14 protein-coding genes are annotated in these 23,872 nt (G+C 70.2%); 10 read left to right on the forward strand and 4 right to left on the reverse strand.

All coding sequences use genetic code 11. The features are described from left to right. Positions 1-45 precede the first annotated feature (45 nt). On the reverse strand, positions 46-1,140 hold the full coding sequence (locus LC066_RS05515) for a carboxynorspermidine decarboxylase (RefSeq protein ID WP_224897065.1): 1,095 nt from the start codon (positions 1,138-1,140) through the stop codon (positions 46-48). 224 nt (positions 1,141-1,364) lie between these two features. On the opposite strand from LC066_RS05515, the gene LC066_RS05520 reads away from it, so the two are divergent. Then, the gene (locus tag LC066_RS05520) at positions 1,365-2,255 is read left to right on the forward strand and encodes a hypothetical protein (protein ID WP_224897067.1); all 891 of its coding nucleotides are present in this window, start codon (positions 1,365-1,367) and stop codon (positions 2,253-2,255) included. 13 nt (positions 2,256-2,268) lie between these two features. On the opposite strand, the gene LC066_RS05525 is transcribed toward LC066_RS05520, so the two are convergent. Together LC066_RS05525 and LC066_RS05530 are read right to left on the reverse strand one after the other, a co-directional pair. Next, the gene (locus tag LC066_RS05525) at positions 2,269-3,996 is read right to left on the reverse strand and encodes a glycosyltransferase (RefSeq protein ID WP_224897069.1); all 1,728 of its coding nucleotides are present in this window, start codon (positions 3,994-3,996) and stop codon (positions 2,269-2,271) included. Continuing rightward, positions 3,944-5,014, reverse strand: a complete 1,071-nt coding sequence (locus tag LC066_RS05530; RefSeq protein WP_224897070.1) for a glycosyltransferase family 2 protein — start codon at positions 5,012-5,014, stop codon at positions 3,944-3,946. Before LC066_RS05530 ends, LC066_RS05525 begins: the two co-directional genes overlap by 53 nt. 338 nt (positions 5,015-5,352) lie before the next feature. On the opposite strand from LC066_RS05530, the gene LC066_RS05535 reads away from it, so the two are divergent. From LC066_RS05535 to LC066_RS05575, 9 genes are all read left to right on the forward strand, one after another. Beyond that, positions 5,353-12,792: a type I polyketide synthase gene (locus LC066_RS05535; protein WP_224897072.1), complete on the forward strand. Its 7,440-nt coding sequence runs from the start codon at positions 5,353-5,355 to the stop codon at positions 12,790-12,792. Next, positions 12,789-14,228, forward strand: coding sequence for an aminotransferase class I/II-fold pyridoxal phosphate-dependent enzyme (locus LC066_RS05540; protein ID WP_224897074.1), 1,440 nt, complete (start codon positions 12,789-12,791; stop codon positions 14,226-14,228). The genes LC066_RS05535 and LC066_RS05540 overlap by 4 nt, the downstream gene beginning before the upstream one ends. Beyond that, positions 14,225-15,406: a UDP-galactopyranose mutase gene (locus LC066_RS05545; protein ID WP_224897077.1), complete on the forward strand. Its 1,182-nt coding sequence runs from the start codon at positions 14,225-14,227 to the stop codon at positions 15,404-15,406. The genes LC066_RS05540 and LC066_RS05545 overlap by 4 nt, the downstream gene beginning before the upstream one ends. Further along, positions 15,403-17,241, forward strand: a complete 1,839-nt coding sequence (locus tag LC066_RS05550) for a glycosyltransferase (RefSeq protein ID WP_224897079.1) — start codon at positions 15,403-15,405, stop codon at positions 17,239-17,241. Before LC066_RS05545 ends, LC066_RS05550 begins: the two co-directional genes overlap by 4 nt. Beyond that, on the forward strand, positions 17,231-18,526 hold the full coding sequence (locus LC066_RS05555; RefSeq protein ID WP_224897081.1) for a capsule biosynthesis protein: 1,296 nt from the start codon (positions 17,231-17,233) through the stop codon (positions 18,524-18,526). The genes LC066_RS05550 and LC066_RS05555 overlap by 11 nt, the downstream gene beginning before the upstream one ends. Next, positions 18,519-19,346 carry an SDR family NAD(P)-dependent oxidoreductase gene (locus tag LC066_RS05560; RefSeq protein WP_224897082.1) on the forward strand — a complete coding sequence of 276 codons (828 nt, stop codon included), beginning with the start codon at positions 18,519-18,521 and terminating at the stop codon, positions 19,344-19,346. The genes LC066_RS05555 and LC066_RS05560 overlap by 8 nt, the downstream gene beginning before the upstream one ends. Further along, complete coding sequence (locus LC066_RS05565) at positions 19,346-20,263, forward strand: hypothetical protein (RefSeq protein WP_224897084.1); 918 nt, start codon at positions 19,346-19,348, stop codon at positions 20,261-20,263. The genes LC066_RS05560 and LC066_RS05565 overlap by 1 nt, the downstream gene beginning before the upstream one ends. Positions 20,264-20,379: 116 nt before the next feature. Further along, a complete protein-coding gene (locus LC066_RS05570) occupies positions 20,380-20,928 on the forward strand; it encodes a MarR family winged helix-turn-helix transcriptional regulator (protein WP_224897086.1) in 549 nt (182 codons plus the stop codon). 157 nt (positions 20,929-21,085) lie between these two features. Then, on the forward strand, positions 21,086-23,248 hold the full coding sequence (locus tag LC066_RS05575; protein WP_224897088.1) for an esterase-like activity of phytase family protein: 2,163 nt from the start codon (positions 21,086-21,088) through the stop codon (positions 23,246-23,248). 147 nt (positions 23,249-23,395) lie between these two features. Here LC066_RS05575 and LC066_RS05580 read toward each other — a convergent pair whose 3' ends face one another. Continuing rightward, the gene (locus LC066_RS05580) at positions 23,396-23,866 is read right to left on the reverse strand and encodes a DUF1772 domain-containing protein (RefSeq protein WP_224897089.1); all 471 of its coding nucleotides are present in this window, start codon (positions 23,864-23,866) and stop codon (positions 23,396-23,398) included. Between the last annotated feature and the right edge of the window lie 6 nt (positions 23,867-23,872).

The following is a 23,872-nucleotide window of genomic DNA, read 5'->3' on the forward strand; positions in this document are numbered from 1 at the left end:
GGAAACCCCCTTTTTGTTCAGGTTGGTCTCCGTCCCGGCCAGGGATCACCCCAGGGCCGAGACGAAATCGTCATAGTCGAAGTCGCGCACGAGGCGCTCGGTGCCATCCAGCTCGCGGATGGCGATCGCAGGCATTTTCACGCCGTTGAACCAGTTTTTCTTGACCATCGTGTAACCGGCCGCGTCCTGGATCGACAGGCGATCGCCGGGCTTGATGGCGGAGGGGAAGCGGAATTCCCCGAAAATGTCACCTGCAAGGCAGGACTTGCCGCAGATCATCCACTCCTGGTCGCCGCTCTCGTTCATCTTGGCGCTTTCGCGGTAGATAAGCAGATCCAGCATATGCGCCTCGATCGAGCTGTCGACGATGGCCAGGTTCTTGCCGTTGTAGAGCGTATCCAGCACGCTCACCTCCAGGGTGGTCGATTTCGTGATCGAGGCCTCGCCGGGTTCCAGGTAGACCTGCACCTCGTTCTCGCCGGCAAAGCGTTTCAGCCGTTCGGCCAGCTTCTCCAGCGGGTAGCCCTCGCCGGTGAAATGGATGCCGCCGCCAAGGCTGATCCAGTCCATCCGCCGGATCAGATGGCCGAAACGCTGTTCGATCATGCCCAGCATGGCGTCGAAGCGTTCGAAATCCGCGTTCTCGCAGTTGTTGTGGAACATGAAGCCGGAGATCATCTCGGCCACCGGCTCGATGTCCTCGGGGGCATGTTCGCCCAGACGCGAGAAGGGGCGCGACGGATCGGCCAGGTCGAAATCGCTGGTGGACACGCCCGGGTTCACCCGCAGCCCGCGGATGTGGCCCGACGACTGCGCCTCGAACCGTTGCAGTTGCTGCGCGGTGTTGAAGATCACCTTGTCGGAGTTGGCCAGCACCTCGTCGATTTCATGATCGGCCCAGGCGACGGAATAGGCGTGGGTTTCGCCCGGAAACTTCTCGCGCCCCAGCTTCACCTCGTAGAGCGAGGAGGAGGTGGTGCCGTCCATGTAATCGGACATGAAATCGAAGACGCCCCAGGTGGCGAAACATTTCAGCGCCAGAAGGGCCTTCGCGCCGGAGGCTTCGCGCAGCTGGGCGATCTTCTCCATGTTGGGCAGAAGGCGGGCCTTGTCGATCAGGTAGTAGGGGGTCTGAAGCATGGCGTCTCTCCGGTCTGGCGGCGTGCGTCGGGCGGGCCGAGTCGGCCCTGCTCCCGTGGATGGGGCGCGGTGGCCCTTTCGCCGCTTTGGCCCCCCCGCGCAAGGAAAAATGCAGCCTTCAGGGAGCTGAGGACCGGCGCCGGGCAGGGTTAACGACTGCGTAACCGTTTTCCAGTTAGCTCGATCCCAGGTTCGACAAGGCCGCACGGGCCGTTGGGGGCGGGATGGGGCGTGTTCTTTTCTTCGTGCATGTGCCGAAATGCGCGGGCATGTCGCTGACCCGGGCGCTGGAACGGCATCTGCCTGCGGACGAGGTATACCAGAGCACGTCGCTTATCGCCAACCTGCGCGCCGGGCGCCCCGATTTCATGGAGATCGCCCAGCCGGATCGGTTGCGCGCGGTGATCGGCCACTGGCTGCACGAGGCGATGCTGCCTTACCTGCGCGGCGATCTGCGCTTTGCCACATCGCTGCGCGAACCGGCCGCGCGGATCCGCAGCCAGTACCGGTTCGACATGGCCCTGCGCGCACCAGGCTGGCAGCCCGCCAGCCCGGAGGCCTTCCTGGCGCGCAATCGTAACGTTCTGTGCTCCTTCCTGCTGGCCCCGTTCCCGACCATCCGCGCGGAAAGTGCCTCGGTTCTGGAGGGGGCGAAGGCCGTGCTGGCGGGGATGGACACGGTTTTCGACATGGATCAGGCGAGTGCGGCGCAGGCTGCGCTGCTCGCCGACCTTGGCATCGCGCAACCGGAGCCGCGGCGGGAGAACGTCTCCACAGGGCGTGGCGGAGACTTCCCCGGAGAAGATGCCGCGTTGCGCCGGGCGGCGGGCGATGACGTGGCGCTCTACGAGTGGTTCCGCGACGCCAGGGAGCGGCAGCGGAGCGAGAATCCTCTGGCCAACCCGGTCTTCGACCCGGCGGCCCGTGCCAGGCTCGGCGCGCTGCGCAAGGCCCCTTTCAAGCCCGACCTGCTGGCCCGCTACCTGGCCGGGAAACTGGCGCGAGAGTTGCAGATCGAGACGCCCGACCGGGCTGCGATGCAATCGCGGCTCTACCGCCGGCATGTCTATGCCCAGGCGCTGCACCGGGCTTTCGCGGAACTGCGCGAGGGTTAGCGCCCGCGCACCGTCACGCGGGCAGGTCCGCGCGTACCATGTCCACGTGCATCTGCGGCGCGTCGAGATAGGCGAAGACATAGCTGTCGCCGAAGGCGTCGAGCTGTCGTGCTACCCGTTTCACCTCGCGCGCGAAACTGTCGGGCAGGGCGCGGTTCCGGGCGAAGGGCTCCAGGTCCGGGCCCCAGACCTTCAGCATGTAGACCCACAGCTCTGCCGCGCCGCGCAGGAAGCCGTCGCGCAGATCGGGGCGCAGGCCCGCGTGGCTCCATTCCAGGGTGTGGAAGAAAGAGACGGCGACGGGACGGAAATCGGACCAGCCCTCGGCCACGGCGCGGCGCAGCACCAGGCGGTACATCTCCAGCGAATAGACCGCGCGTTCGTCCCCCTGGGCGATGTCCTGGCCCGGGTGTTGGCGGTAGAGATAGCGCAGGTCGGCGCGCGCGGGGACATGGCCCGCGTGGTAGCCGCTGACGATCTGAAATATCTGGTCGTCGAAGGCGCGGATATGTTCCGGGAACCAGATGTCGTGCCCGTCAAGGAAATCGCGCCGGTAGACACGCCGCCAGATCGTCGGCGGGCCGATGACGACCTCGGGCCAGGGCACATCGAAGACCTGCGTCGCGCCGAAGGGACGGCGGGGCAGCTCGGCATGCGCCTCCGCCTCCGGGATCGGCTGCCAGATGCGCCCGCGATCCGCGCTGTCGCGGAAGGCCTGGAAGGCGCCCTGGACCGCGCCCTGACCGGAATAGCGCGCCAGCTCCAGCAGGGCGGCGTAGAAGCCCGGGTCGACCATGTCGTCGGCATCCACGAAGGCGATATGCGCGGCGCGGGAGTGCATCCGTCCCCAGTTCCGCGCCGAGGCGCAACCGCCGTTCGGCTTGTGCAGCAGGCTCAGCCCCGGGGGATCGCCGAAGGCGGCGCGCAGCCGGCCCGCGCCGTCGTCGGTGGAGCCGTCGTCGACCACCCAGATATGCTGATCCGGGGGGGCATCCCGCAGCAGGCTGTCGACACAATCGACGATGGTCGCGGCGGAATTGTACATGGCGACAATGATATCGAGACCCGCGGGATGGGCCGAGCCCGTCGCGTCCTGCAGCCGCCAGGAGGTGCCGGCCAGCGGCATGTGGACCCGCCCCTTGCCCTGCGCCACCGGCGTGGAGGCCGGGGGATCGCCCCAGCATTCGCCCAGCACGAACGGGGGCAGGGCGGTGCCGAAGGCGTCGAGGATCGCACGTTCATGGCCCGGCGCGGTCAGTTTCAACAGTGTCGGGGTCAGCTCCGCCAAGTGTTCGGCGGATCGGGCCGGGAAAGGCTCGGCCCGCGTGCCGCGCTGCCATTGCGGCGTGTCGGCGCTGAGGAACCCCGGGCGCTTACGGTCGCGGCGCAACAGGCCACGGTCCCCCGCGCCCGGAAGGATCGCCGCGCGTTCTGCCCGAACCTGACGACCAAGGTTCAGCGCCGTGATATTGCGCCGGAGCGCCTCGAAGGCGCTCTGCTCGGGCTCGAAACAGGTGACCTGCCAACCGGGATGGGCCAGCGCGAAGAGCAGCGCGAAGGCGCCGAAGCCCGCCCCCACGTCCACCGCATGCCCGGTCTCGGGCAGTGCCCATTGCGCCAGGGCCGGTTCATGGATTTCCCGCAGGCGCCACCGACTGTCGTCGGCACTGAACCCGTCGCCGGGGATCTCAAGCGCGGCGCTTTGGCCAAAGGCGTGGAAAACGGATGGGGTCGGGGGCATCGGAAACCTCTCGGATCGGGGGGGCGGCCAGTCGCGGATCTGCCAGCACCTCCTGCAGCCAGCTGCGCGCCGGGGCGAAGGCGTTGAAGGCCGCGGGCAGGTCGCTCGGCAGGTCCCGCACCGCCGGGTCGGACAGGGCCATCACGGCCGTGAACCCGTCGCGGAAGACGGCCCGATGATGATGCGACAGCATGCTTTCGCACCAGGCCGCCAGCTTCGCCGCTGACAAGAGCAGCGCCGCCCGGCAGTGCGGGTCGCGCGCCTCCGGCAGCGGCGCGAAGCGGGCCAGCAGCAGGCGGATCACCGCAAGAATGTCGAAGCGCAGCGCATCGCGCGCCCCGGTGATCTGCCGCGCGCCGGGGCGGCGATGATAGGTGAAGGTGGGCTGCGGACAGAGGGACAGGTTTTCGGCAGCCGCGACCGAGAGCGCGTGGAAGTAGAGATCCTCGAAGAAATGCCCGTTGGGAAAGCCGAGGCCCGCCCTCTGCAGCAGGTCCCGGCGCAGGCACTTGTTGGCCGATTGCGGCTCCGCCAGAAGGGCCAGCGCCTGAGTGCGGCGGTAATGCGGCGTGCCTTCGCCGCCCGGCGCGGCGGCCAGCTGCCGTTGAAGCGCCTCCAGCGTGGCCTGGTCGTAAAACCGTGACAGCTGCCCCGTCTCCTCCGACAGGATGCCGGGTGCCAGGATCAGGTCCGGGGCGCCGGCGTCGATCGCCCGCGCCAGGCTTTGCAGGGCCCAGGGCGGGCGTGTGTCGTCGGCGTCGAGAAAGCAGACGTAGTCGCCCCGCGCGGCCACCAGCCCACGGTTGCGCGCCGAGGACAGCCCGTCATTGGCCTGCCGCAGGAGGCGCAGGCGCGGGTCGTTCTGCCGTTCCGCCTCTGCCCGCGTCGCGGCATCGGCGCCGTCCATCACCAGGATCAGTTCGAAATCGCGAAAGTCCTGCCGCCACATCGACTGCAGGCTTTGCCGCAGAAGCGGGCCTTCGTTGTAGCAGGTGGTGATGCAGGAAAAGGTGACCACCTTCGTCCCTCCCGGCCGTCCTCAGCCTCGCCTCTCCCGGCATCGGACCGGCGGCGGACGGGGCGAGTGTTGGGGCAGGAAGGTTAAATTTCCGTTGTGCCGAAACCGGCCCGGACGGGCTCTGAGGGGGCTGCTGGCGGCGGCATGCGGCACAGACATGCGACCGTCCGTCTCGGCCACATAATTTTAACCGGTTTTTAAGCCGCGGCGGATTTTCTCCAAATTGCAACGAGGGGTTGCGGGCCTGGCGGCTTTGCCCGGGCCAGCCCTTCCTCATGACCGTTTCACCCGTGATGCGCGTCCCACAAGGGGGCGCGGCCGGGGGGACAGGGGGACAGATGATCAGATTCGCCGGCCGCGCCTGCAGACTGCCCATGGCACCCGATGTCACCGCCTTCGAGGCGCTTCTCTACGACGGGCGTTCGGCGGTGACCCAGATCCCGGAGGACCGCTGGCGCCATGCGCCCTTCTTCCATCCGGTGCCGGGGACGCCGGGGCGCTGCTACAGCTTCGCCGCCGGCGTGGTGGACGGGATCCATGCCTTCGATCTCGCGCCCTTCGGCATCTCGCCCCGGGAAGCGGCCTACATGGACCCGCAGCAGCGCCTGTTCCTGCAGGTGGTCTGGGACGCGCTGGAGGACGCCTGCCTGAAGCCGTCCGAGCTTGCAGGCAAGGAGATCGGTGTCTTCGCCGGCGCCTCGCTGATGGATTACGGCGCGGGCCTGGGCTACGATCCGCAGGCCGCCGACAGCTACGCGATGAGCGGGTCCTCCCTGGCGGTGATCGCCAACCGGGTCAGCCATGTCTTCGACTGGCACGGGCCGTCGATGACCATCGACACGGCCTGCTCCTCGTCCCTCTTCGCCCTGAATGCCGCCCGCAAGGCGCTGGAAAGCGGCGAGGTGGAGATCGCGGTGGTCGGGGCCACCAACGCCCTTTTGCTGCCCAGCCAGTTCGTCGGTTTCGCCGCGGCGCGGATGCTCTCGCCCAGCGGTCTGTGCCAGGCATTCGGCGCGGGCGCCGACGGCTATGTGCGGGGCGAGGGCGCGGTGGCCTTCGTTCTGGTCCGCGACAGCGCCGAGGCGCCCCTGTCGCCGCGCGACCGGGGTCGGTTGCTGCACGTGGAGACGAATACCAGCGGGCAGACAGTGAACATCGCGCTGCCCTCGGCGCAGGCGCAGACAGCGCTTCTGCGCAGCGCCTACGACCGGGCCGAGATCGATCCCGACCAGCTGGCCTTCGTGGAGGCCCACGGCACGGGCACCGCCGCCGGCGATCCGGTGGAGGCCGAGGCCCTGGGGCTTGCCCTGGGCCAGCGGCGCGGGGCGCCTCTGCCCATCGGGTCGGTGAAGACCAACATCGGCCATCTCGAACCCGCCGCCGGCAGCGCGGGGCTGCTCAAGGCGCTGATGGCGCTGGAGCGGGCGGAGCTTCCGCCCAGTCTCAATGCCGACGAGCTGAACCCGGCGATCCCCTTCGACCGGCTGAACCTCGACCTGGTGCGGCAGCGGCGTCCGCTGGACGGCGCGGCGATGGCGGGGGTCAGTTCCTTCGGCTTCGGCGGGGCCAATGCCCACGCCATCCTGGGGGCGCCAGACCCGCGTCCGCTGCCTGCCGAGGACGGGCAGGGGCCGGTCCAGGAAACGCGCCCGATTCACCTCGCCTCGGCCTTCTGTCGTGAGGCGCTGCGCGAGATGCTGGAGGAGCAGGGCGCGCGTCTTTTCGATCCGGCAGGGCAGCAGAACGCGCGGCTGGTGGACGAGGCGCTGCATCATCGCGACCTGCACCCGCACCGGGTGGCGATCATCGCCCGAACGCCGCAGACGGCACAGGCGGCGCGCGCCGCCTTCGAAGCGGGCCAGCGCCACCCGGCGCTGGAAACGGCCGGGTCGCGACTGGTCGATGCGCCCCCCGTCTTCGTCTTCTCGGGCAACGGCGCGCAGTACCCTGGGATGAGCCGTGCGGCCTATGCCGGCAGTCCGGACTATCGTGAGGCCTACGACCGGATCAACCGCGCCTGGCAGGCGCAGGCCGGCTGGTCCCTGGTGGACCGGATCGGCGCGGAGGATGTGGGGGCGCAGTTGTCCAAGGCCCCGGTCTCGCAACCGCTTCTCTTTGCGGATCAGGCGGCGACCGCCCTGGCGCTCATGGCACGGGGGGCGCGGCCTGCGGCGGTGATGGGCCACAGCGCGGGCGAAGTGGCGGCGGCCTTCATCGCCGGTGCGCTCGACCTCGCCTCGGCGGTGCGCCTGGTGCATGCCCGGTCATTGACGCAGGAGGCGCTGGCGGGGCAGGGCACCATGGCTGCGCTGCAACTGGGGATCGAGGAGGCGCGGGAGATCCTGGCCACCCATGGGGATCGACGGATCGAGATCGCGGCCGACAACAGTCCCCGCTCGGTCTCGCTGGTCGGACCTCGGGACGCGTTGGAGGCCTTCACCCGGCACGCCCGGCGCAGCCTGAGGCTGGCTTGCGTGCCCCTGCGCGTCGACTACCCGTTCCATTCCAGCGCCCAGGAGGCCCTGCGCGCCTCGCTCTTCGACCACCTCGGGGTCCTCGACCCTGGCCCTGAAACCATGCCGATCTATTCCAGTGTCACGGGCAGGCGGCTGGTCGGGGGTGATCTCGACAGTTTCCACTGGTGGCGCAACATGCGTCAGCCGGTGCTGTTCCGCCGGGCGGTGCAGGCGCTGGCCGAGGACGGGCATCGCCTGTTCCTGGAGATCGGGCCGGATCCGGTGCTGACGGCCTACCTGCGCGACAGCCTCGGGACGGAGGCCGGAGATATCGCCGTGCTGCCCAGCCTGGCGCGCAAGGACGAGGCATCGCCGGACCCGCTGGACCGCGTGCTGGCCCGGCTTCTGGTGCAGGGGGCGCGGCTGGACCGCACGGCCCTGGCGCCACCGCCCGACGGGCCCTCGCGGGAGCTGCGGCCCTATCCCTGGCAGCTGAGGCATCTCGCCGCCTCCGATACCCCGGCCCTGAGCCGCGACAGCGGGCGCAGCGGTTTCCACCCCCTTCTCGGGCGGCAGGCGGATGCCAGCGCGACGCTCTGGACCAATGAGATGGATCCTGATCTGCAGCCGGCCTTCGCCGCGCACCGGGTGGCGGAGCGCTGCCTGTTGCCGGGGACGGCGCTGGCGGAAATGGCGCTGGCCGCCGCGCAGCGCAGCCTGGGGGCCGAAGCGGTCACGCTGGATGACTTCGACATGACGGCGGCCCTGCCGCTGACGCCGCGCAGCCTGACCGAGGTCCGCACCGAGGTCGTCCCGGCCGAGCGGCGCCTGCGCATCGCCTCGCGGCCCCGCTGGTCCGAGGAGGCCTGGCGCGGCCACGCCACCGGCCGCTTTGCCCGCCCGGGTGGTCCGCAGTCGGTGCCACCGGTCCCTGCGCCCGATCTGGCCTTGCGCCCGGGCGATGGCCCGGCCCACAGGCTTTATGCCCAGGCGGCGGAAATCGGGCTGACCTACGGGCCGGCCTTCCGCAACCTGTCGCACTACCGCATGCCCGGCGACGACGAGATCGAGGTGATCCTGCACGCCCGCCGGCCCGATGGCTACGATCCGGCCGACTACGCGCTGGATCCGGTGGGCGCGGATGCCGTGCTGCATGGGCTGATCGGGGCGCTGCACCAGGGGCGCTTCGCGGATGAGGCCCTGGCCTTCGTGCCGACCCGCATCACCCGGCTGAACCTCTTGCACCCGGGCAGCGCCCTCGCAGCGGGCCGCATTCACCTGAGCCGGCGCGGCGACCGGAGCCTGCGCGCCGATCTGACGCTCTTCGACGCGGCCGGTCGGTTGGTGGCCCGCATGGACGGGGTCGAACTGCGCGCGCTGCGGGCGACGCAGCTGGTGGACCTGTCGCGCCATGCCTTCGGACTGGAGACGGTCCCCATCGACCCACCGGGCCTGGTGCAGGAGGCACCCGCGCCCTGGCCGGCACCGGAGGAGATCGCCGCGCAGCTCGGTCCGCTCTCTGGGGAGGCACCCGAGGCGCCGGAGGAGGCGGCGCTGCTGCTGGATGCACTGGCGCAGAGGATCGCCTTCGATACCCTGGCGGCTGTCGACGTTGCATCCGGCGGCGGGGTGCAAAGCGACGCCGCGAGGGCCCTGCGACAGGGCCTCTCGGATATTCTGGCGCCGCTGGATCTGCCGCAGCAGACCCTTGGCCTGGACTGGCAACTGGAGTGTGACCTGCCTGACGCCGCGGCCCTGATTGCCGGGATCTCGGCGGAATACCCCGCGCTGATCGCCGAATGTACGGCGCTGGCGCATCTGGCGGAGGCGCTGCCGCGCTGGCTCGCCACCGGTCTGCCTGAAAGCGACGAGGTCGGTTTCGGCCGCGCAACGCTCGACGGGCTGGAAGGGGGCTCGGTCGTGACCGAAGCCCGCGCGCGCCTCGTTGTAGAGGCGCTTGGCACGCTGCTCGCAGCGCGGCCGGTCCGGTCCGGTCGACCGCTTTGCGTGGTCGAGCTTTGCGATGGCCCCCCGCGTCTGTTGCCGCATTTGCAGGGCGTGGGCGATGGCGCCGCCTGGACAGGCTGGGCCCTGGAGGAGGACCGGGCCACCCTGTTGCCGCCCAGCTTGGGCGGGGGGATCGGCAGGTTGGGCCCGGCGCATCTGGCCGAGATCGGCCCGGTGGACCTGGTGCTGGGCTGTGGTTCCGCGATGACGGCGGTCACCTGGTCGACCCGGCTGGCCGCCCTGCGCCCGGCCCTGCGTCCCGGAGGGGCGGTGATCCTGGCCGAGGCCAGGCCGCGCCCGCACCTGGCATTGCTCCGCCTACTTGGCGAGGCACTGGCCGAAGAGGCCTCGGATCGGCCGCGCCCGCCGAAACTGCAGGAGGCACCGGGCCTCGAAGAGGCGGCCCGTGCGGCCGGCTTTGATGAAGCGTGGGCCCAGCCCTGCGCAGGGGCCTGCGGGCTGACGCTGTTGATCGCCCGGACACCGGGCGGGGGCGCCATAGAGGGTGGTGCGCCCAGTGACCCGGACGCTCAGCAGGCAGAGGGCACGGGACTGGAGGAGACGCTCCGCGCCGCGCTGATCGGAGAGGTCCTGCCGCCGGAAGAGACGGCGGAGCCCTTGCCGGTCCTGGCCGGGGCGGAGGGGGCAGGTCCCCTGGTGCTCTTTGCGCCGCCCCCCGGGCCGGAGGGACAGGAACGCCCTGGCGCGCCCCTGCTCGCGGCGCGTCTGCTGGCGCTGTCGACCTGCTTGCGCCGCGAAGAGGCCCGGGGCGCGCGGGACATCTGGCTCATCTGCCCGGGCGGCGCGGGGGCCGGAGGCCTCGCCCCGCCGGATCCGGACCAGGCGGCGCTCTGGGCGGTGATGCGCACGGCAAAGAACGAATACCCCGGCTTCGACATCCACGCGGTGGATCCGATGGGGCTGCCGCCGGCCGAGGCCGCGACCCGGATCGCCGCGCTGATCGAGGCCGGCACCCCGGAAACGGAGCTTTGTCTGACATCAGATGGCCCCCGGGCGCTGCGGGTGCGGGCAGGCGAGGCGGCCAGGGCGGTCGCGTCGCCCGCGGTGCGGCTCGCGGCGGATCCCGCCGGAGGCCTCGACCGCCTGGCCTGGCGCGCGGCGCCCCTGCCGGAGCCCGGGCCTGGCGAGGTTCGGGTGGATGTAGCGGCCGCGGGGCTGAACTATCGCGATGTGATGTGGTCCATGGCGCTGCTGCCCGAGGAGGCATTGGAGAGCGGATTTGCCGGGCCGACCCTCGGCCTGGAATGTGCCGGTCGCGTCGCGGCCCTGGGCGCGGGGGTGACCGAGTTGGCCGTGGGGGATGCCGTCGCCAGCTTCGGCCCGGCTTGCCTGGCCAGCCACATGGTGACCGACGCCGCCTGGCTGACGCGCCTGCCCGATGGGCTCTCTCCGGAAGAGGCGGCGACGCTGCCCGTGGCCTTCTTCACCGCCTTCTACGCGCTGGAGCACCTGGGGCGCATGCGACCGGGGGAAACGGTGCTGATCCACGGCGGGGCGGGGGGGGTCGGCCTGGCCGCGATCCAGGTCGCGCAGTGGCGGGGCGCCCGGATCATCGCCACCGCCGGCACGGAGGCAAAGCGCGCCTACCTGCGCGCCCTCGGGGTCGAGCATGTCCTGTCGTCCCGCGACCTGGCCTTCGCGGCGGAGGTGCGGGCCCTGGGCGGTGTCGATCTGGTGCTGAACGCCCTGGCCGGCGAGGCGATGGAACGCAGCCTCGGGTTGCTGCGCCCCTTCGGTCGGTTCCTGGAGTTGGGCAAGGTCGATTTCTACGCCAATACCGGCATCGGCCTGCGCCCGCTGAAGGACAATGTGACCTACCACGGGGTCGATATCGACCGCCTGCTGCGTCACGATCCCGCCCTGGCGCGAGAGCTCTTTGCCCAGGTGATGACCCTGTTCCGGGACGGGGCATTGGCCCCCCTGCCGGTGCGCGCCTTCGATGGCACGCAGGTCGAGGAGGCCTTCCGCCTGATGCAACGGTCGGGTCATGTGGGCAAGGTGGTGATCCGCCCGCCCGCGACGCCCCGTGCCGCGCCGCCCGAGGCGCCGGTGCTGTTCCGGCCAGAGGCGGAGGGCGTCGTGGTGATCGCCGGCGGCGGCAGCGGCCTGGGGCTTGCCCTGGCCGCGCGGCTGGTGCGCAATGGCGCGCGCAAGATCGCCGTGCTGGGGCGGCGGGCCGAGCCTGCGCCGGCCCTGCTGCTGGAAATGGCCCGCGCCGCGGACCTCGGCGCGGAGATCCGGCCGGTCTGCTGCGACATCGCCGATGCCGCTGCGCTGGAGGACAGCCTGCAGGCGCTGCGGGACTGGGGACCACTGGACCTGGTGGTCAATTCCGCCATGGTGCTGCAGGACATGCGGCTGGCCGATCTTTCGGCGCCCGTCCTGAAGAAGGTGTTGGCGGCGAAGGTGACGGGCACCCGCAACCTTGATCGCGCGACCCGGGGCGACGCGCTGCGCGGCTTTGTCGTCTTCACCTCGATGGCGACCTTGATCGGCAATCACGGGCAAGGTGCTTATGTCGCTGGCAACGCCTGGGCCGAGGCCCTGGTGCGCCAGCGCCGCGCCGCCGGTCTGCCCGCTCTGGCCGTCGGCTGGGGCGCGATCGACGATTGCGGCTACCTGACCCGCGACGCCGAGACGGCACAGGTCGTGCGCCGCTTCGGCGGTGGCGTGCGCTTCGGCGTGGCCCAGGCTCTGCGCGCCCTGGACGAACTGCTGGCCTTCGACCAGCAGGAGGATGCGGATCCGGTGATCTGGGTCTCGCCGATGGCCTGGGCCGCGTCCACAGCCAGCCTGCGCCTGCTGCGCGGACCGACGCATCAGGTCCTCCGGGCCCTGGGCCAGCAATCCGGGGAGGGGCCCGAGGGCGACGACCTGCGCGCCACCCTGGCCGCCCTGTCGGCTGAGGCGGCGGAGAAGCGGCTGACCGGCTTCCTCCTGCGGGAGGTTGCGCGGATCCTTCGCGTCCCGGAAAGCGGCCTGTCGGCGACCCGTCCGGTGGCTGATTTCGGCGTCGATTCCCTGATGGGCATCGAGTTGGGTCTGGCCGCCCAGCAGGCGCTCGGGGATGACATCCCGCTCATGGCGATCTCGGATGCGCAGAGCATGGCGGAAATCGCGCGCCGCATCGTGGCCCATATTCAGGGGACGGGCCCCGGTGCCGGGAACACTGGCCTGGGCGATCTGGCGGCACAACACCTGGGCACGGCCCCGGCGGACGGGACGGAGGCAACGGACGGACCGCGCGCTCGTCGCGCCGCAGGCGGTGGCGGTGCGATGGAGGCGGCGGAATGAGCGGGGCAGGACAGCGCCGTGGCCTGACGCCGGAGATCCGCGACGCCGCCCTGGGCGCCGCCCGCCGGGCCTCCGTCGCCGCTCCTGCCGCAAGAGGTCTGGCCGGCGGGACCTCTCGACCTGCCGCGCCTGCGCCAGCCACGGAACCCGTGGCCCGAACCGATATGGCTGGGGTCCGCCCCAGGGGACTGCACCGGCTGGAGGGATGGCAGCAGATGCAGGCGCTGGACCAGACGACGGAGGCGCTTGGCGTGGCCTCGCCTTACTTCCGCCGGCATGAGGGGCGGGCGGCCGATACCACCCGGATTGCCGGGCGGGACTGTCTGAACTTCGCCTCTTACGACTACCTCGGCCTCAACGCCGCTTCGGGGCCGCGGGCCGCGGCGCGGCAGGCGCTGGACACATATGGGGTGTCCGCTTCGGGGAGCCGGATGGTCTCCGGCACGCGGCCCGTCCATGATGCGCTGGAGGCGGCGCTGGCGCGGCACTACGGCTGCGAGGCGGCGCTGAGCTTCGTCAGTGGTCATGCCACCAACGTCAGCTTGATCGCCACCCTGATGGGAGAGGGCGACCTGGTGCTGTCGGATGCCTATATCCACAATTCCGTCAGCACCGGCATGGCCCTGTCGGGCGCGGCGCGGCGCAGCTTTCCGCACAACGACCTGGCCGCGCTGGAGCGGATCCTGGAAAACGCCCGGCCGCTGCACCGCCACGTGCTGATCGTGGTCGAGGGCCTGTATTCCATGGATGGTGACTTGCCCGATCTGGCCGGCCTGCTGGCGCTGCGCGACCGTTTCGACGCCTGGTTGATGGTGGATGAAGCCCATGCTCTGGGGCCGGTCGGCCCGACCGGGCAGGGCGTGTTCGAGCATTTCGGCCTGGAGCCCGCGCTGGTCGACATCTGGATGGGCACGCTCAGCAAGACCTTGGCCTCCACCGGCGGCTACGTGGCAGGCAGCGCAGACCTGATCCGCCTGCTGCAGCACCGCGCGCCGGGGCACGTCTTTTCGGTGGCCCTGCCGCCGGTGCTGGCGGCGGGGGCCGAGGCGGCGCTGGTTCAGATGGGGGAAGAGCCCTGGCGGGTCGAGAAGCTGCACGCCAACGGGGCGCATTTCCTGACCACGGCGCGCCGGCTTGGGCTCGACCCCGGGGCGGGGCAGGGGTTCGGCGTCCTGCCGGTCATGGTGGGCGACAGCCTGCAGGCCGCGCGTCTGTCGGAACGGTTGCTCGCCCGGGGCATCAACGTGGCGCCGGTGACCTTCCCGGGCGTGCCCATGGGCGCGGCCCGGCTGCGTTTCTTCCTGTCATCGGATCACGACACCGCGCAGATCGACCAGGCGCTGAAGGCCTGTGCGGAGGAACTGGCGCGGCTGCGCGACGACGGCCTGGGCCGCCTGATGAGCGGCAGCCGACGAAACGAAAGGGCAGGATCATGATGGACGCAGGCAGCACTGTCCCGGCACCGAAACGCATCCTGGTGGTCGGCGCGGGCCTCTCGGGCGCTGTCGTCGCGCGCGAACTGGCCGATGCGGGCCACCATGTGACGGTGCAGGATGAACGTCGTCACATCGCCGGCAATTGCCATACGGAGGTCGATCCGCGGACCGGCATCCTGGTCCATGCCTATGGCCCCCATATCTTCCACACCGACGATGCCGCCGTCTGGGCCTATGTCACCCGCTTCGCGGACATGGTGCCGTTCCGCCACCGGGTGAAGGCCGTGGCCGGCGGGCGGGTCTATTCGTTGCCCATCAACCTGCACACGATCAACCAGCTCTACGGCCGGGCTATGACCCCCTGCGAGGCCCGCCATTTCATCCGCAGCCAGGCCATCGCCGGGGACGACGCCCCGGTCAGCTTCGAGGAGCAGGCCCTGCGCTTCGTCGGGCCGCGCATCTACGAGACCTTCCTGCGCGGCTACACGCGCAAGCAATGGGGTGTGGAACCGTCGGACCTGCCAGCCTCGATCCTGAAACGCCTGCCGTTGCGGTTCGACTACGACGATCGCTACTTCGATCACCGTCACCAGGCCATGCCGCGGCACGGCTACACGGAGATGGTGGCGCGGATCCTTGATGCCCCCCGGATCGAGTTGCGCCTGAACGCCCCCTTCGACGGGCGCCCCGGTCCGGAGTTTGATCACCTGGTCTACACCGGCCCCCTGGATCGCTACTTCGGCCAGGACCTGGGCCCGCTGGGCTATCGGACGCTGGAGTTTGAGCGTTTCGAGGTCGAGGGCGATGCTCAGGGGACGGCGGTGGTGAATTTCTGCGATGAAGAGGTGCCATATACCCGCGTGACCGAACACCGGCATTTCTCCCCCTGGGGGGAAACCCCGCCCGAGCGCAGTGTCTGCTTCCGCGAATACAGCCATGCGGCGCGCCCGGGCGACATCCCCTATTACCCGCTGCGTCTGCTGGGCGACCGCAAACTGCTGTCGCACTATCGCGCCCGCGCGGAGGCGGAGGAGGGCGTGACCTTCGTGGGGCGGCTTGGCACCTACGCCTATCTCGACATGGACAAGGCCATCGCGCGGGCACTGGAAACCGCCGGGGCCCTCAATGCCGCCTGGGCGCGGGAGGCGGAGGCCCCGGCCTTTGTGCATGCCCCGTGAATGCGCCCGGCATTTTCCCCAACGAACCGATCCACCGGCTGCAGGAGGTCCTGTTCCCGGCGCCCGCGCGACCGCCGGACCTCTACCTGCAGGCGGAGCCGGGCGCGGTGGAGGTCAGCGGTGGCACCCTGGCCTGCCTGGCGGGGACGCGGCTCGACTTCGGCACCTGGTTCAACAGCTTCTACCTCGGATTCTGGTCCGCCCACGCGCAGATCCGCCGTCTGATCCTGCGGCTGAGCTTTCACGGCGCCCTGCGCATCACCGTCGAGTTGCGCCGCGACGGTGTGCCGCCCCGTGTCCTCGCCCGGCAGGAGGTCGAGGGCGCGGGCGAACCCTTCGTGTTGCCCCTGCCGGATCCGGGGGAGGTGGGGCGGCTGGCCCTCTTGCTCGACTGTCTCGGCGCCTGCCGCCTGGTGGAGGCAGCCTTTTGCACTGATGTCGCGCCGGCCCCCGTGCGCCTGTCGATCGGCATCTGTACCTTCAACCGAGAAGAGAAGCTGCGGTCGACGCTGGACAATCTGGCCCGGATCCGCGCAACCCTGCCGGAGTTGATCGACATCATTCTGGTCAACCAGGGTGATCCCTTGGCCACGCCCGAGACGCGGGCCGCGCTGGATCGGGCGGGCGCCCGGCTGATCCATCAACCGAACCTCGGGGGCGCCGGCGGCTTCACCCGGGGTCTGGACGCGGCCTGTAGCAGCCCGGGGGACCCGACCCATCACCTGTTGATGGACGACGATATCGCCCTGGATCCACGCATGATCCGCCGCCTGGTCGAGGCGCTGGCCTACGCGCGGCCTGATCGCGCCCTAGGTGGCGCCATGCTGGAGACGGAGCGTCCGCGTGTCTTGCACGAGGCCGGGGCGCGTTTGCAGCGGGGCTGGGGAGTGGCCTCCTTCGGCACTGGTCGGGCGCTCGGGCGGCAGGAAACGCTCGGGCTCTTCGATCGGGTGGCCCGGGCGGACTACAACGGCTGGTGGTTCTGCGCTGTGCCCATGGCGGCGGTGCGTCGCGCCGGGTTGCCGCTGCCGCTGTTCATCCGCGGCGACGACATCGAGTATGGCTGCCGGCTGGGCGCGGGGGGCGTCGCCAGCGTGACCCTGCCGGGCTGTGCCGTCTGGCACGACGCCTTCGCCGGCAAGGCGCGTCCCTGGCTGACCTACTACGACTACCGCAACCTTCTGGTGAATGCGGCCCTCCATCCGCAGGTCGCGCCGCCGCCCGCTCCGGTGGAGGTGCTGGGCGCGCTCTTTGCGCGGTTGCTGTGCCATCAGTACGGCATGGCCGCGGCAGTGCGCCAGGCGGTGTCAGACTACCTCGCCGGGCCCGGGCAGATCGACCGGATCCCCCTGGCGGAGCGGCACACCCAGTTGTCCGCCCGGTTCAGCCGGGAGGATGGCCAGCCGCTGGCCCCCGGGACACCGGCGCCCCCACCGGGACCCGCGCGGGCCAGGCCGCAGGCGATCGGGCGCGTCGTGGCCCTGTTCCTGCGTCGGTTCATCCAGATCTCACGCGGCGCCGGGCGTGGCGATCCCGTCACCGCCAGCTACAGCCTGCACCAGATCACCCCGGCGGCGGTCGGCCCCGGCCCCTATGTGCGCCGCGCCGATCCGGAGGGGCGCCGGTGCCTGATCCTGTCGCCACATCGCGCGCGGCTCTGGTGGGGCGCGCTGGCGGCACTAGCGCTATGGCTACACTACCTCTTGCGCCACCGTGCCGCGGCGCGCCGCTGGCGGGACGGGGCCAGTGCGCTGGCGGAACGGGAGGCCTGGGCGCGCCGGTTTGCCGGGGCCTGTGCAGGGCCGCAGAGCGGGGACCGTTCCGATGGCGCCTGACGCATCCGCCGCGCCCAAGGTGCTCTTCCTGCAGGGGCCGCCCTCGGATTTCGCCCGCGCCCTCGGGGCCGAGCTGACGGCCCGGGGTGCGCGTGTGCACCGGGTCAACCTCTGCGCCGGGGACTGGATCTACTGGCATGGCCCCGGCACGCGCAGCTATCGCGGCAGCCTGGCGGGCTGGCCCGACTGGCTGGACAGGGTTCTGGAGACCGAGGGGATCACCGATTTGCTCTATTTCGGCGATTGCCAGCCTTATCATCGCGCCGCCCGTCGCGTGGCAGAACGGCGCGGGGTCCGCACGCTGGCCTACGAATACGGCTACCTGCGACCTGACTGGATCGTGGCGGAGCCGGGCGGGCAGAGCGCCTATTCCCGCCTCACCGCAGATCCTGCCCGTCTGCGGGCCGCGGCCCGCGATCTGCCCGCGGTGGACCTGGCCCCGCGTCACCGGATCGACCGGAGGCGCGAGGCGCGGGGCGACGTGATCTATCACCTGGCCAACTACCTGCTTGCCCCGCTTTACCCGCGCTTTCGTCGCGACCGGGTGTTCAACCCGATCCTGGAGTACCTATCCTATCTGCCGCGGCATCGCCGCGCCCGGCGGGGGGAGGGGCAGGCGCGGCGGCTGGCCGACCGGCTTGGGGCCGAGGGCGCGCCGGTCTTCCTGGCGATTCTGCAGATGCAGAACGACTATCAGATCCGCGCCAATTCGCCTTACCGCGATCAGCGCCACTACCTGGAGGAACTGGCCGCCTCTTTCGCGAAGCATGCGCCGCCGCAGGCCCAGCTGGTGGTGAAACTGCACCCCCATGACAATGGCCTGACGCCCTGGCGCCGCTGCCTGGGCCGCCTGCACCATCGGTTCGGCCTGGCGGGGCGTCTGCACCTGCTGGACGGCGGCCGGGTGGAGGACTGGGCCCGCCGCGCGCAGGGCGTGGTCACGATCAACAGCACGGCCGGGCTGACCGCGCTGTCCTGTCGCGCTCCGGTCATCGTGTGCGGGGTGGCGATCTACGACCTGCCGGGGCTGACGCATCAGGCTGGGCTGGACAGGTTCTGGCAGGTGCCGCAGCCACCCGACCCGGACTGTCTGGAGGACATGCTGCGGGTCCTGGCCCATTATCTTCACGTTCGGGGGGCCTTCTACGGCGGATCGGGGCAACAGGCCGCCATCAGCGCCATGGCGGATCGGATCATGGCCCCGATGCCGGCGCCTCTGATCTTTGAGCCGGTCCCGCCGCGACTGGCCCATGCCCGCGCCATGGGGGTGCCGGTCGATGCCTGATCTGCCCTATCGCCGCATCGCCATCGCCGGGGGCAGCCGGGGCATCGGTGCGGCCCTGGCGCTGGCGATGGCCGGCCCGGGGCAGGAGCTTTGGCTTTGCGCGCGCGAAGGGCTGCCGCTGGAGGAGACGGCGCGGGACTGTCGGGCCAAGGGCGCGCGGGTGCAGTGCCGCAGCTGCGATCTCAGTCAGCCCGGGGCGGCGGCGGCTTGGCTCGACGAGATCGGCGAGCGGGGGCCGCCTGACCTGCTGATCGTCGCTGCCGGGATCTTCGGCGGGCGGCCTGACGGCGCGGAGGGGACGCCGGAGACGGTGACGCGCCAGGTGATCGCGGTCAACCTGACCGGCGCCCTGGCCCTGGCCGAGGCGGGGGCGCTGCGGATGCGCCGCGCCGGGCGGGGGCAGATCGTCCTGCTGGGCTCGCTGGCAGCGCGGGATCCCTTGCCCGACGCCCCGGCCTATAGCGCCAGCAAGGCTGGCCTGGCCTGCTACGCACGGGCCCTGCGCGCCGACCTTGCCGGCAGCGGGGTCGGGGTGCTGCTGGTGGAGCCGGGCCACGTCGAGACGCGCCAGACCGCCCAGCACCAGGGATCGCTTCCGCTGCTGATGTCGCCGCCCGCGGCGGCAGAACGGATCCTGCGGGCGCTCGACCGTGGCCGCGACTGCTTGGCGTTTCCTCGCCGGGCCGTGCTGGCGCTGTGGCTTCTCGATCTTCTGCCGACCGCCTGGCGCCTGGCGCTGCTGCGGCGGCATCGGTTCAGCGTGCGCAACCTTGCGCCTCCGGCGCCGCCGGTCGCCCGGGGACGGGGCGGGCAAGGCTGATGGCCCGGCTGATCCTGCATATCGGCACCCACAAGACCGGCACGACCGCGATCCAGCATTGGCTGGCCGGCCACCGGGTCGCGCTTGCCACCCTGGGCTGGCACTACGGTGCGACCGATCGGCCGCCGCATCCGCGCCTGCCGAAACACAGCAGCCTCTACCGGGCGCTGGTGCAGGGGCGCTACGGCGCCGAGGAGGCCGCGATTCTGGCCGATCACGCGGCCTCCGAGCTGCCCGATCTGATCCTCAGCGAGGAGGGGTTGTCGCTGCCGGCGTTCCGCCGCTTCGCCCCGCTTCGGGGACTGGCGGAGCACTTCGACTTGACGGTCGTGGCCCTGTTCCGCCGCCAGGACATCTTCCTCGAGTCCCACTGGCGGCAGCTGTGCAAGGAGGGACAGACCGGCGCCTCTCTCGACAGTTTCCTGCAGCGGGACTGGACCCGCCAGCGCATGCGCTATGACCGCGTCCTCGATTTCTGGGCGGAGTTCGCAACCATCCGCGCGGCCCGCTACGACCCCGGGCACCCGGGGGGCGCGGTCGGTCAGGTCCTGGCGCTGGCGGGGCTGCCGCTTGATCCCGGGCCGGTCCGGCGGGCAAACCCCTCGCTGTCCCCCGGCGCGGCGGCTCTTTGTGCGCGGCTGACGCGCAACCGCCTCGCCCCGCTGGTGCCGGTGGTTGCGCGCCTGGCCCGGGGGCGCGGTGGCGAGGGATCGGGGATGAGCATGGCGCGTCGCGCCGCGCTGTTGGCCGAGGCCGCGCCCGGCAACGCCCGCCTGGCGGAGCGATACGGCATCCACTTCGACCCGCCGGACGCGCCTGGGACGGACAGCCCTCGCCCCGCACCCGTCCACGCCCCCCGGGACGATCCGCCGCAGTCGGCAGGCGGTCACACGCAAACGTTAGGAAACACCAGGTGACGATTGCACGAATTGAGTGCAAAATGGCCTAAGGGTTTGATCGAGGGGGGAATATTGTTTGACGGGTCAAATTATTTGCCCTATCGTCACCCTGACTTTCACATCAGAGCGCACCCATGCCCAAGAGCCAACCCTACTGGCAGATGCCTGCCTTTCTCGAAGATACCGGCGGCCCCGATTACACGATGATGGATCATGAGGATTACCTCACCTATCGTATCGGCATGCTGTCGGGGGAATTCAACCGCAATATTTCCAAGTACAACGCCCGTCATTTCGACCTGACCCTGGCCGAGGGCCGCGTGCTGACCCGGCTGGTGGACAGCGAGCCGCTGTCCTACGGCGAGATTTGCGAGAAGCTTTTGCTGGACGGCGCTCAGATCAGCCGCGCGGCCGCCTCGCTGGTGGAACGCGGCTACATGCGCAAGGCGACCGACCCCAAGGATGCCCGCCGCGCCATCTTCGAGTTGACGGAGAGCGGCGAGGAGGTGGGGCGGTCCGTGCTGAAAGTGGGCCGCGCCCGGCAGAAATACCTGCTGGAAAAGCTGACGGCGGCGGAACGGCGCACGCTCTACCGCTCGCTGTCGAAACTGATGGGCGTGATGGCGGATCTGAACGCCTCGGGCACCCTGCTGGGCGAGGCCGCGACCGCCGCCGAAGACTGAACGCGCCGCCGGCTGCAAGATCCGGGGCACCCCGCGTGGCCGGGTGCTCCGCGGATGCGGCGGCCCGAGACCGGGCCAAGTTCTCGTTGCGCTGTCACATGCGCGTTACCACGAAGGTGCATTTCTCCCCCACACAAATTTCCTGACGGGGGACACCATGACCTTTCGCGTGACCGCTCTGACCTCCCTGCTGGCCCTGTCGGCCGGCATGGCGAGCGCCGAGATGAACTTCAACCGCATCGCCAGCTTTCCGACGCCGCTGAACATGGCCGAGGGTGAGGACCGCTCGCGCACCACCTCGGCCGAGATCATCGCCGCCACCGAAGACGGCATGACGCTGGCTTATACTGACAGCCCGCTGGAGGCGCTCGGTCTGATCGACATCACCGAGCCGGCCAATCCGCAGCCCTTGGGCAATATTGCCCTGGGCGGTGAGCCGACCTCGGTGGGCATCGTCGGGCAGACCGCCTTCGTCGGATTGAACACCTCCGAAAGCTACACCGATCCCTCGGGCAAGCTGCTGGTCATCGACATCGCCACGCGCGAAATCACCGGCGAATGCGACCTGGGCGGCCAGCCCGACAGCGTCGCCGTGGCCAAGGATGGCAGCTTCGTCGCGGTGGCGATCGAGAACGAGCGCGATGAGGATCTGGGCGATGGCCGCGTGGGACAGATGCCCGCGGGTGACCTGGTGCTGGTTGGTGCCGCCGACGGCGCTGCCGATTGCGCCAGCCTGCAGCACGTGGCCCTGACTGGCCTGGCCGAGATCGCGCCCGAGGATCCCGAGCCCGAGTTCGTCGACATCAACGGCCAGGGTGAGGTCATCGTCACCCTGCAGGAAAACAACCACCTGGTGGTCGTGTCGAAGGAGGGCGAGATCCTCAACCACTTCTCCGCCGGGGCGGTCGATCTGGAGGGCATCGACGTGGACGAGGAAGGCGCGCTGACCTTCAACGCCGCGCAGGAGGGCCGCAAGCGCGAGCCCGACGCGGTGAAATGGATCGACGACGATCATTTCGCCATCGCCAACGAAGGTGACATGGACGGCGGGTCGCGCGGCTGGACGATCTTCAACAAGGACGGCTCGGTCGCCTACGAGGCCGGTGTGTCCTTCGAGTATGCCGTGATCGAAGCGGGCCACTATCCCGAGAAGCGGTCGGGCAACAAGGGTGTCGAGCCCGAGTCGATCGAGACCGGCACCTTTGGGGACACGCCGATGGTCTTCGTCGGTGCCGAACGTTCCTCCATCGTGGGGGTCTACGACGTTTCCGACCTGTCGGCCCCGGTGCTGACGCAGCTGCTGCCCTCGGGCATCGGGCCGGAAGGCTACGTCGCCATCCCCGAGCGCAACCTGCTGATTTCGGCCAACGAGGAAGACCTGGTCGAGGACGGCGGCGTGCGCGCCCATGTCATGATCTTCGAATACCAGGAAGCGCCGGCGCGCTATCCGATGCTGACCTCCGCGGGGCTGAGCGAAGACGGCAAGCCGGTCGGCTGGGGCGCCAATTCCGGCATGGTGGCCGATGGCGATCACATCTGGGCGGTGAACGACAGCTTCTATGCAATGCAGCCCTCGATCTTCAAGATCGACCCGTCGCAGACGCCGGCGAAGATCGTCGATGTGATCCGCGTGACCCGCGGCGGTCAGCCGGCGCAGAAGCTGGACATGGAAGGTATCACCTTGGACGGCGAGGGTGGTTTCTGGATCGCCTCCGAAGGTCGCACCGATCGCGTCGTGCCGCATGCCCTTTATCACGTGAATGCCGAGGGTGAGATCGAGGACGAGGTGGGCCTGCCGTCCGAGCTGATGGCGGTGGAGCGCCGCTTTGGCTTCGAAGGGATCACCAAGGTTGGCAACACCCTTTGGATGGCCGTGCAGCGGGAATGGGGCGACGATCCCGAGAACCACGTGAAGCTGGTGGCCTACAACATCGAGACCGGCGACTGGGGCGCCGTGGCCTATGAGAAGGCCGCGCCCGAAACCGGCTGGGTCGGCCTGTCGGAGATCGTGGCCCGGGGCGACAGCTTCTACGTCATCGAGCGCGACAACCAGATCGGCGCCGAGGCGGTGACCAAGAAGATCTACCGCATCCCCGCCGCCGAAATGGTGCCTGCGCCCCTGGGTGGCGAACTGCCCGTGGTCAGCAAGGAAGAGGTCCGCGACCTGATCCCGGATCTGAAGGCCACCGGCGGCTATGTCCTCGACAAGGTCGAAGGCCTGGCGATCATGGAGGATGGCACCGCCTGGGTGTCGACCGACAACGATGGCGTGGATGACCATTCGGGCGAGACGATGTTCTTCACCATCGGCAAGCTCTGATCCCGTCACCGGGGTAAGATTGGGCGCGTCCGGGCAACCGGGCGCGCCCTTTGTGTTTCGGGGGGAGGGGGCTTGCCCCCCCCGCGCGGTGCGCGCTCCCCCCAGAGTATTTTGGGCTGTCGGATGAGCAGGGCGGGGCGCCTGGGGTCAGCGGGCCGCGAGCAGCCACATGAGGCCCGAGAGGGCGGCGGCGGCCGTGCGGATGTGGTTCAACCGGGTCCAGTCGCGGGCATAGCGGGGCCAGTAGCTGCGGGCCTCGGGGCCGGTGGCGGACATCGCATCCAGCCGGTGGTTCATCGGCACATTGCCGCGCCCGGTGACCATCGCCACGCCGAGCACATAGGTCAGGGCGGCGGCGATCAGCAGCGGTGCGCGCGGCAGGGCACCCGCCAGCCCGGCCCCGGCCAGGGCCAGCGCGACTGGCAGCAGCCCGATCAGCAGCACCATGAAGAGCGAGCGATAGACTGTCCGGTTCAGGCCTTGCATGGCGGCGGCGCCGGCCGGGATCGGGGCCTCCTGCGCGATGCCCCGCATCACGAAGTCGGAGAAGCTGAGGAAGACGCCCGCGACCAGCAGCGACGCGATGCCGGCGGCGAAGGGAAAGAGGGTCGAAAGCATGGGGGC

The organism is Pseudooceanicola marinus, assembly GCF_020177265.1.
In the GTDB taxonomy this organism is placed as follows: Bacteria; Pseudomonadota; Alphaproteobacteria; order Rhodobacterales; family Rhodobacteraceae; genus Pseudooceanicola; species Pseudooceanicola marinus_A.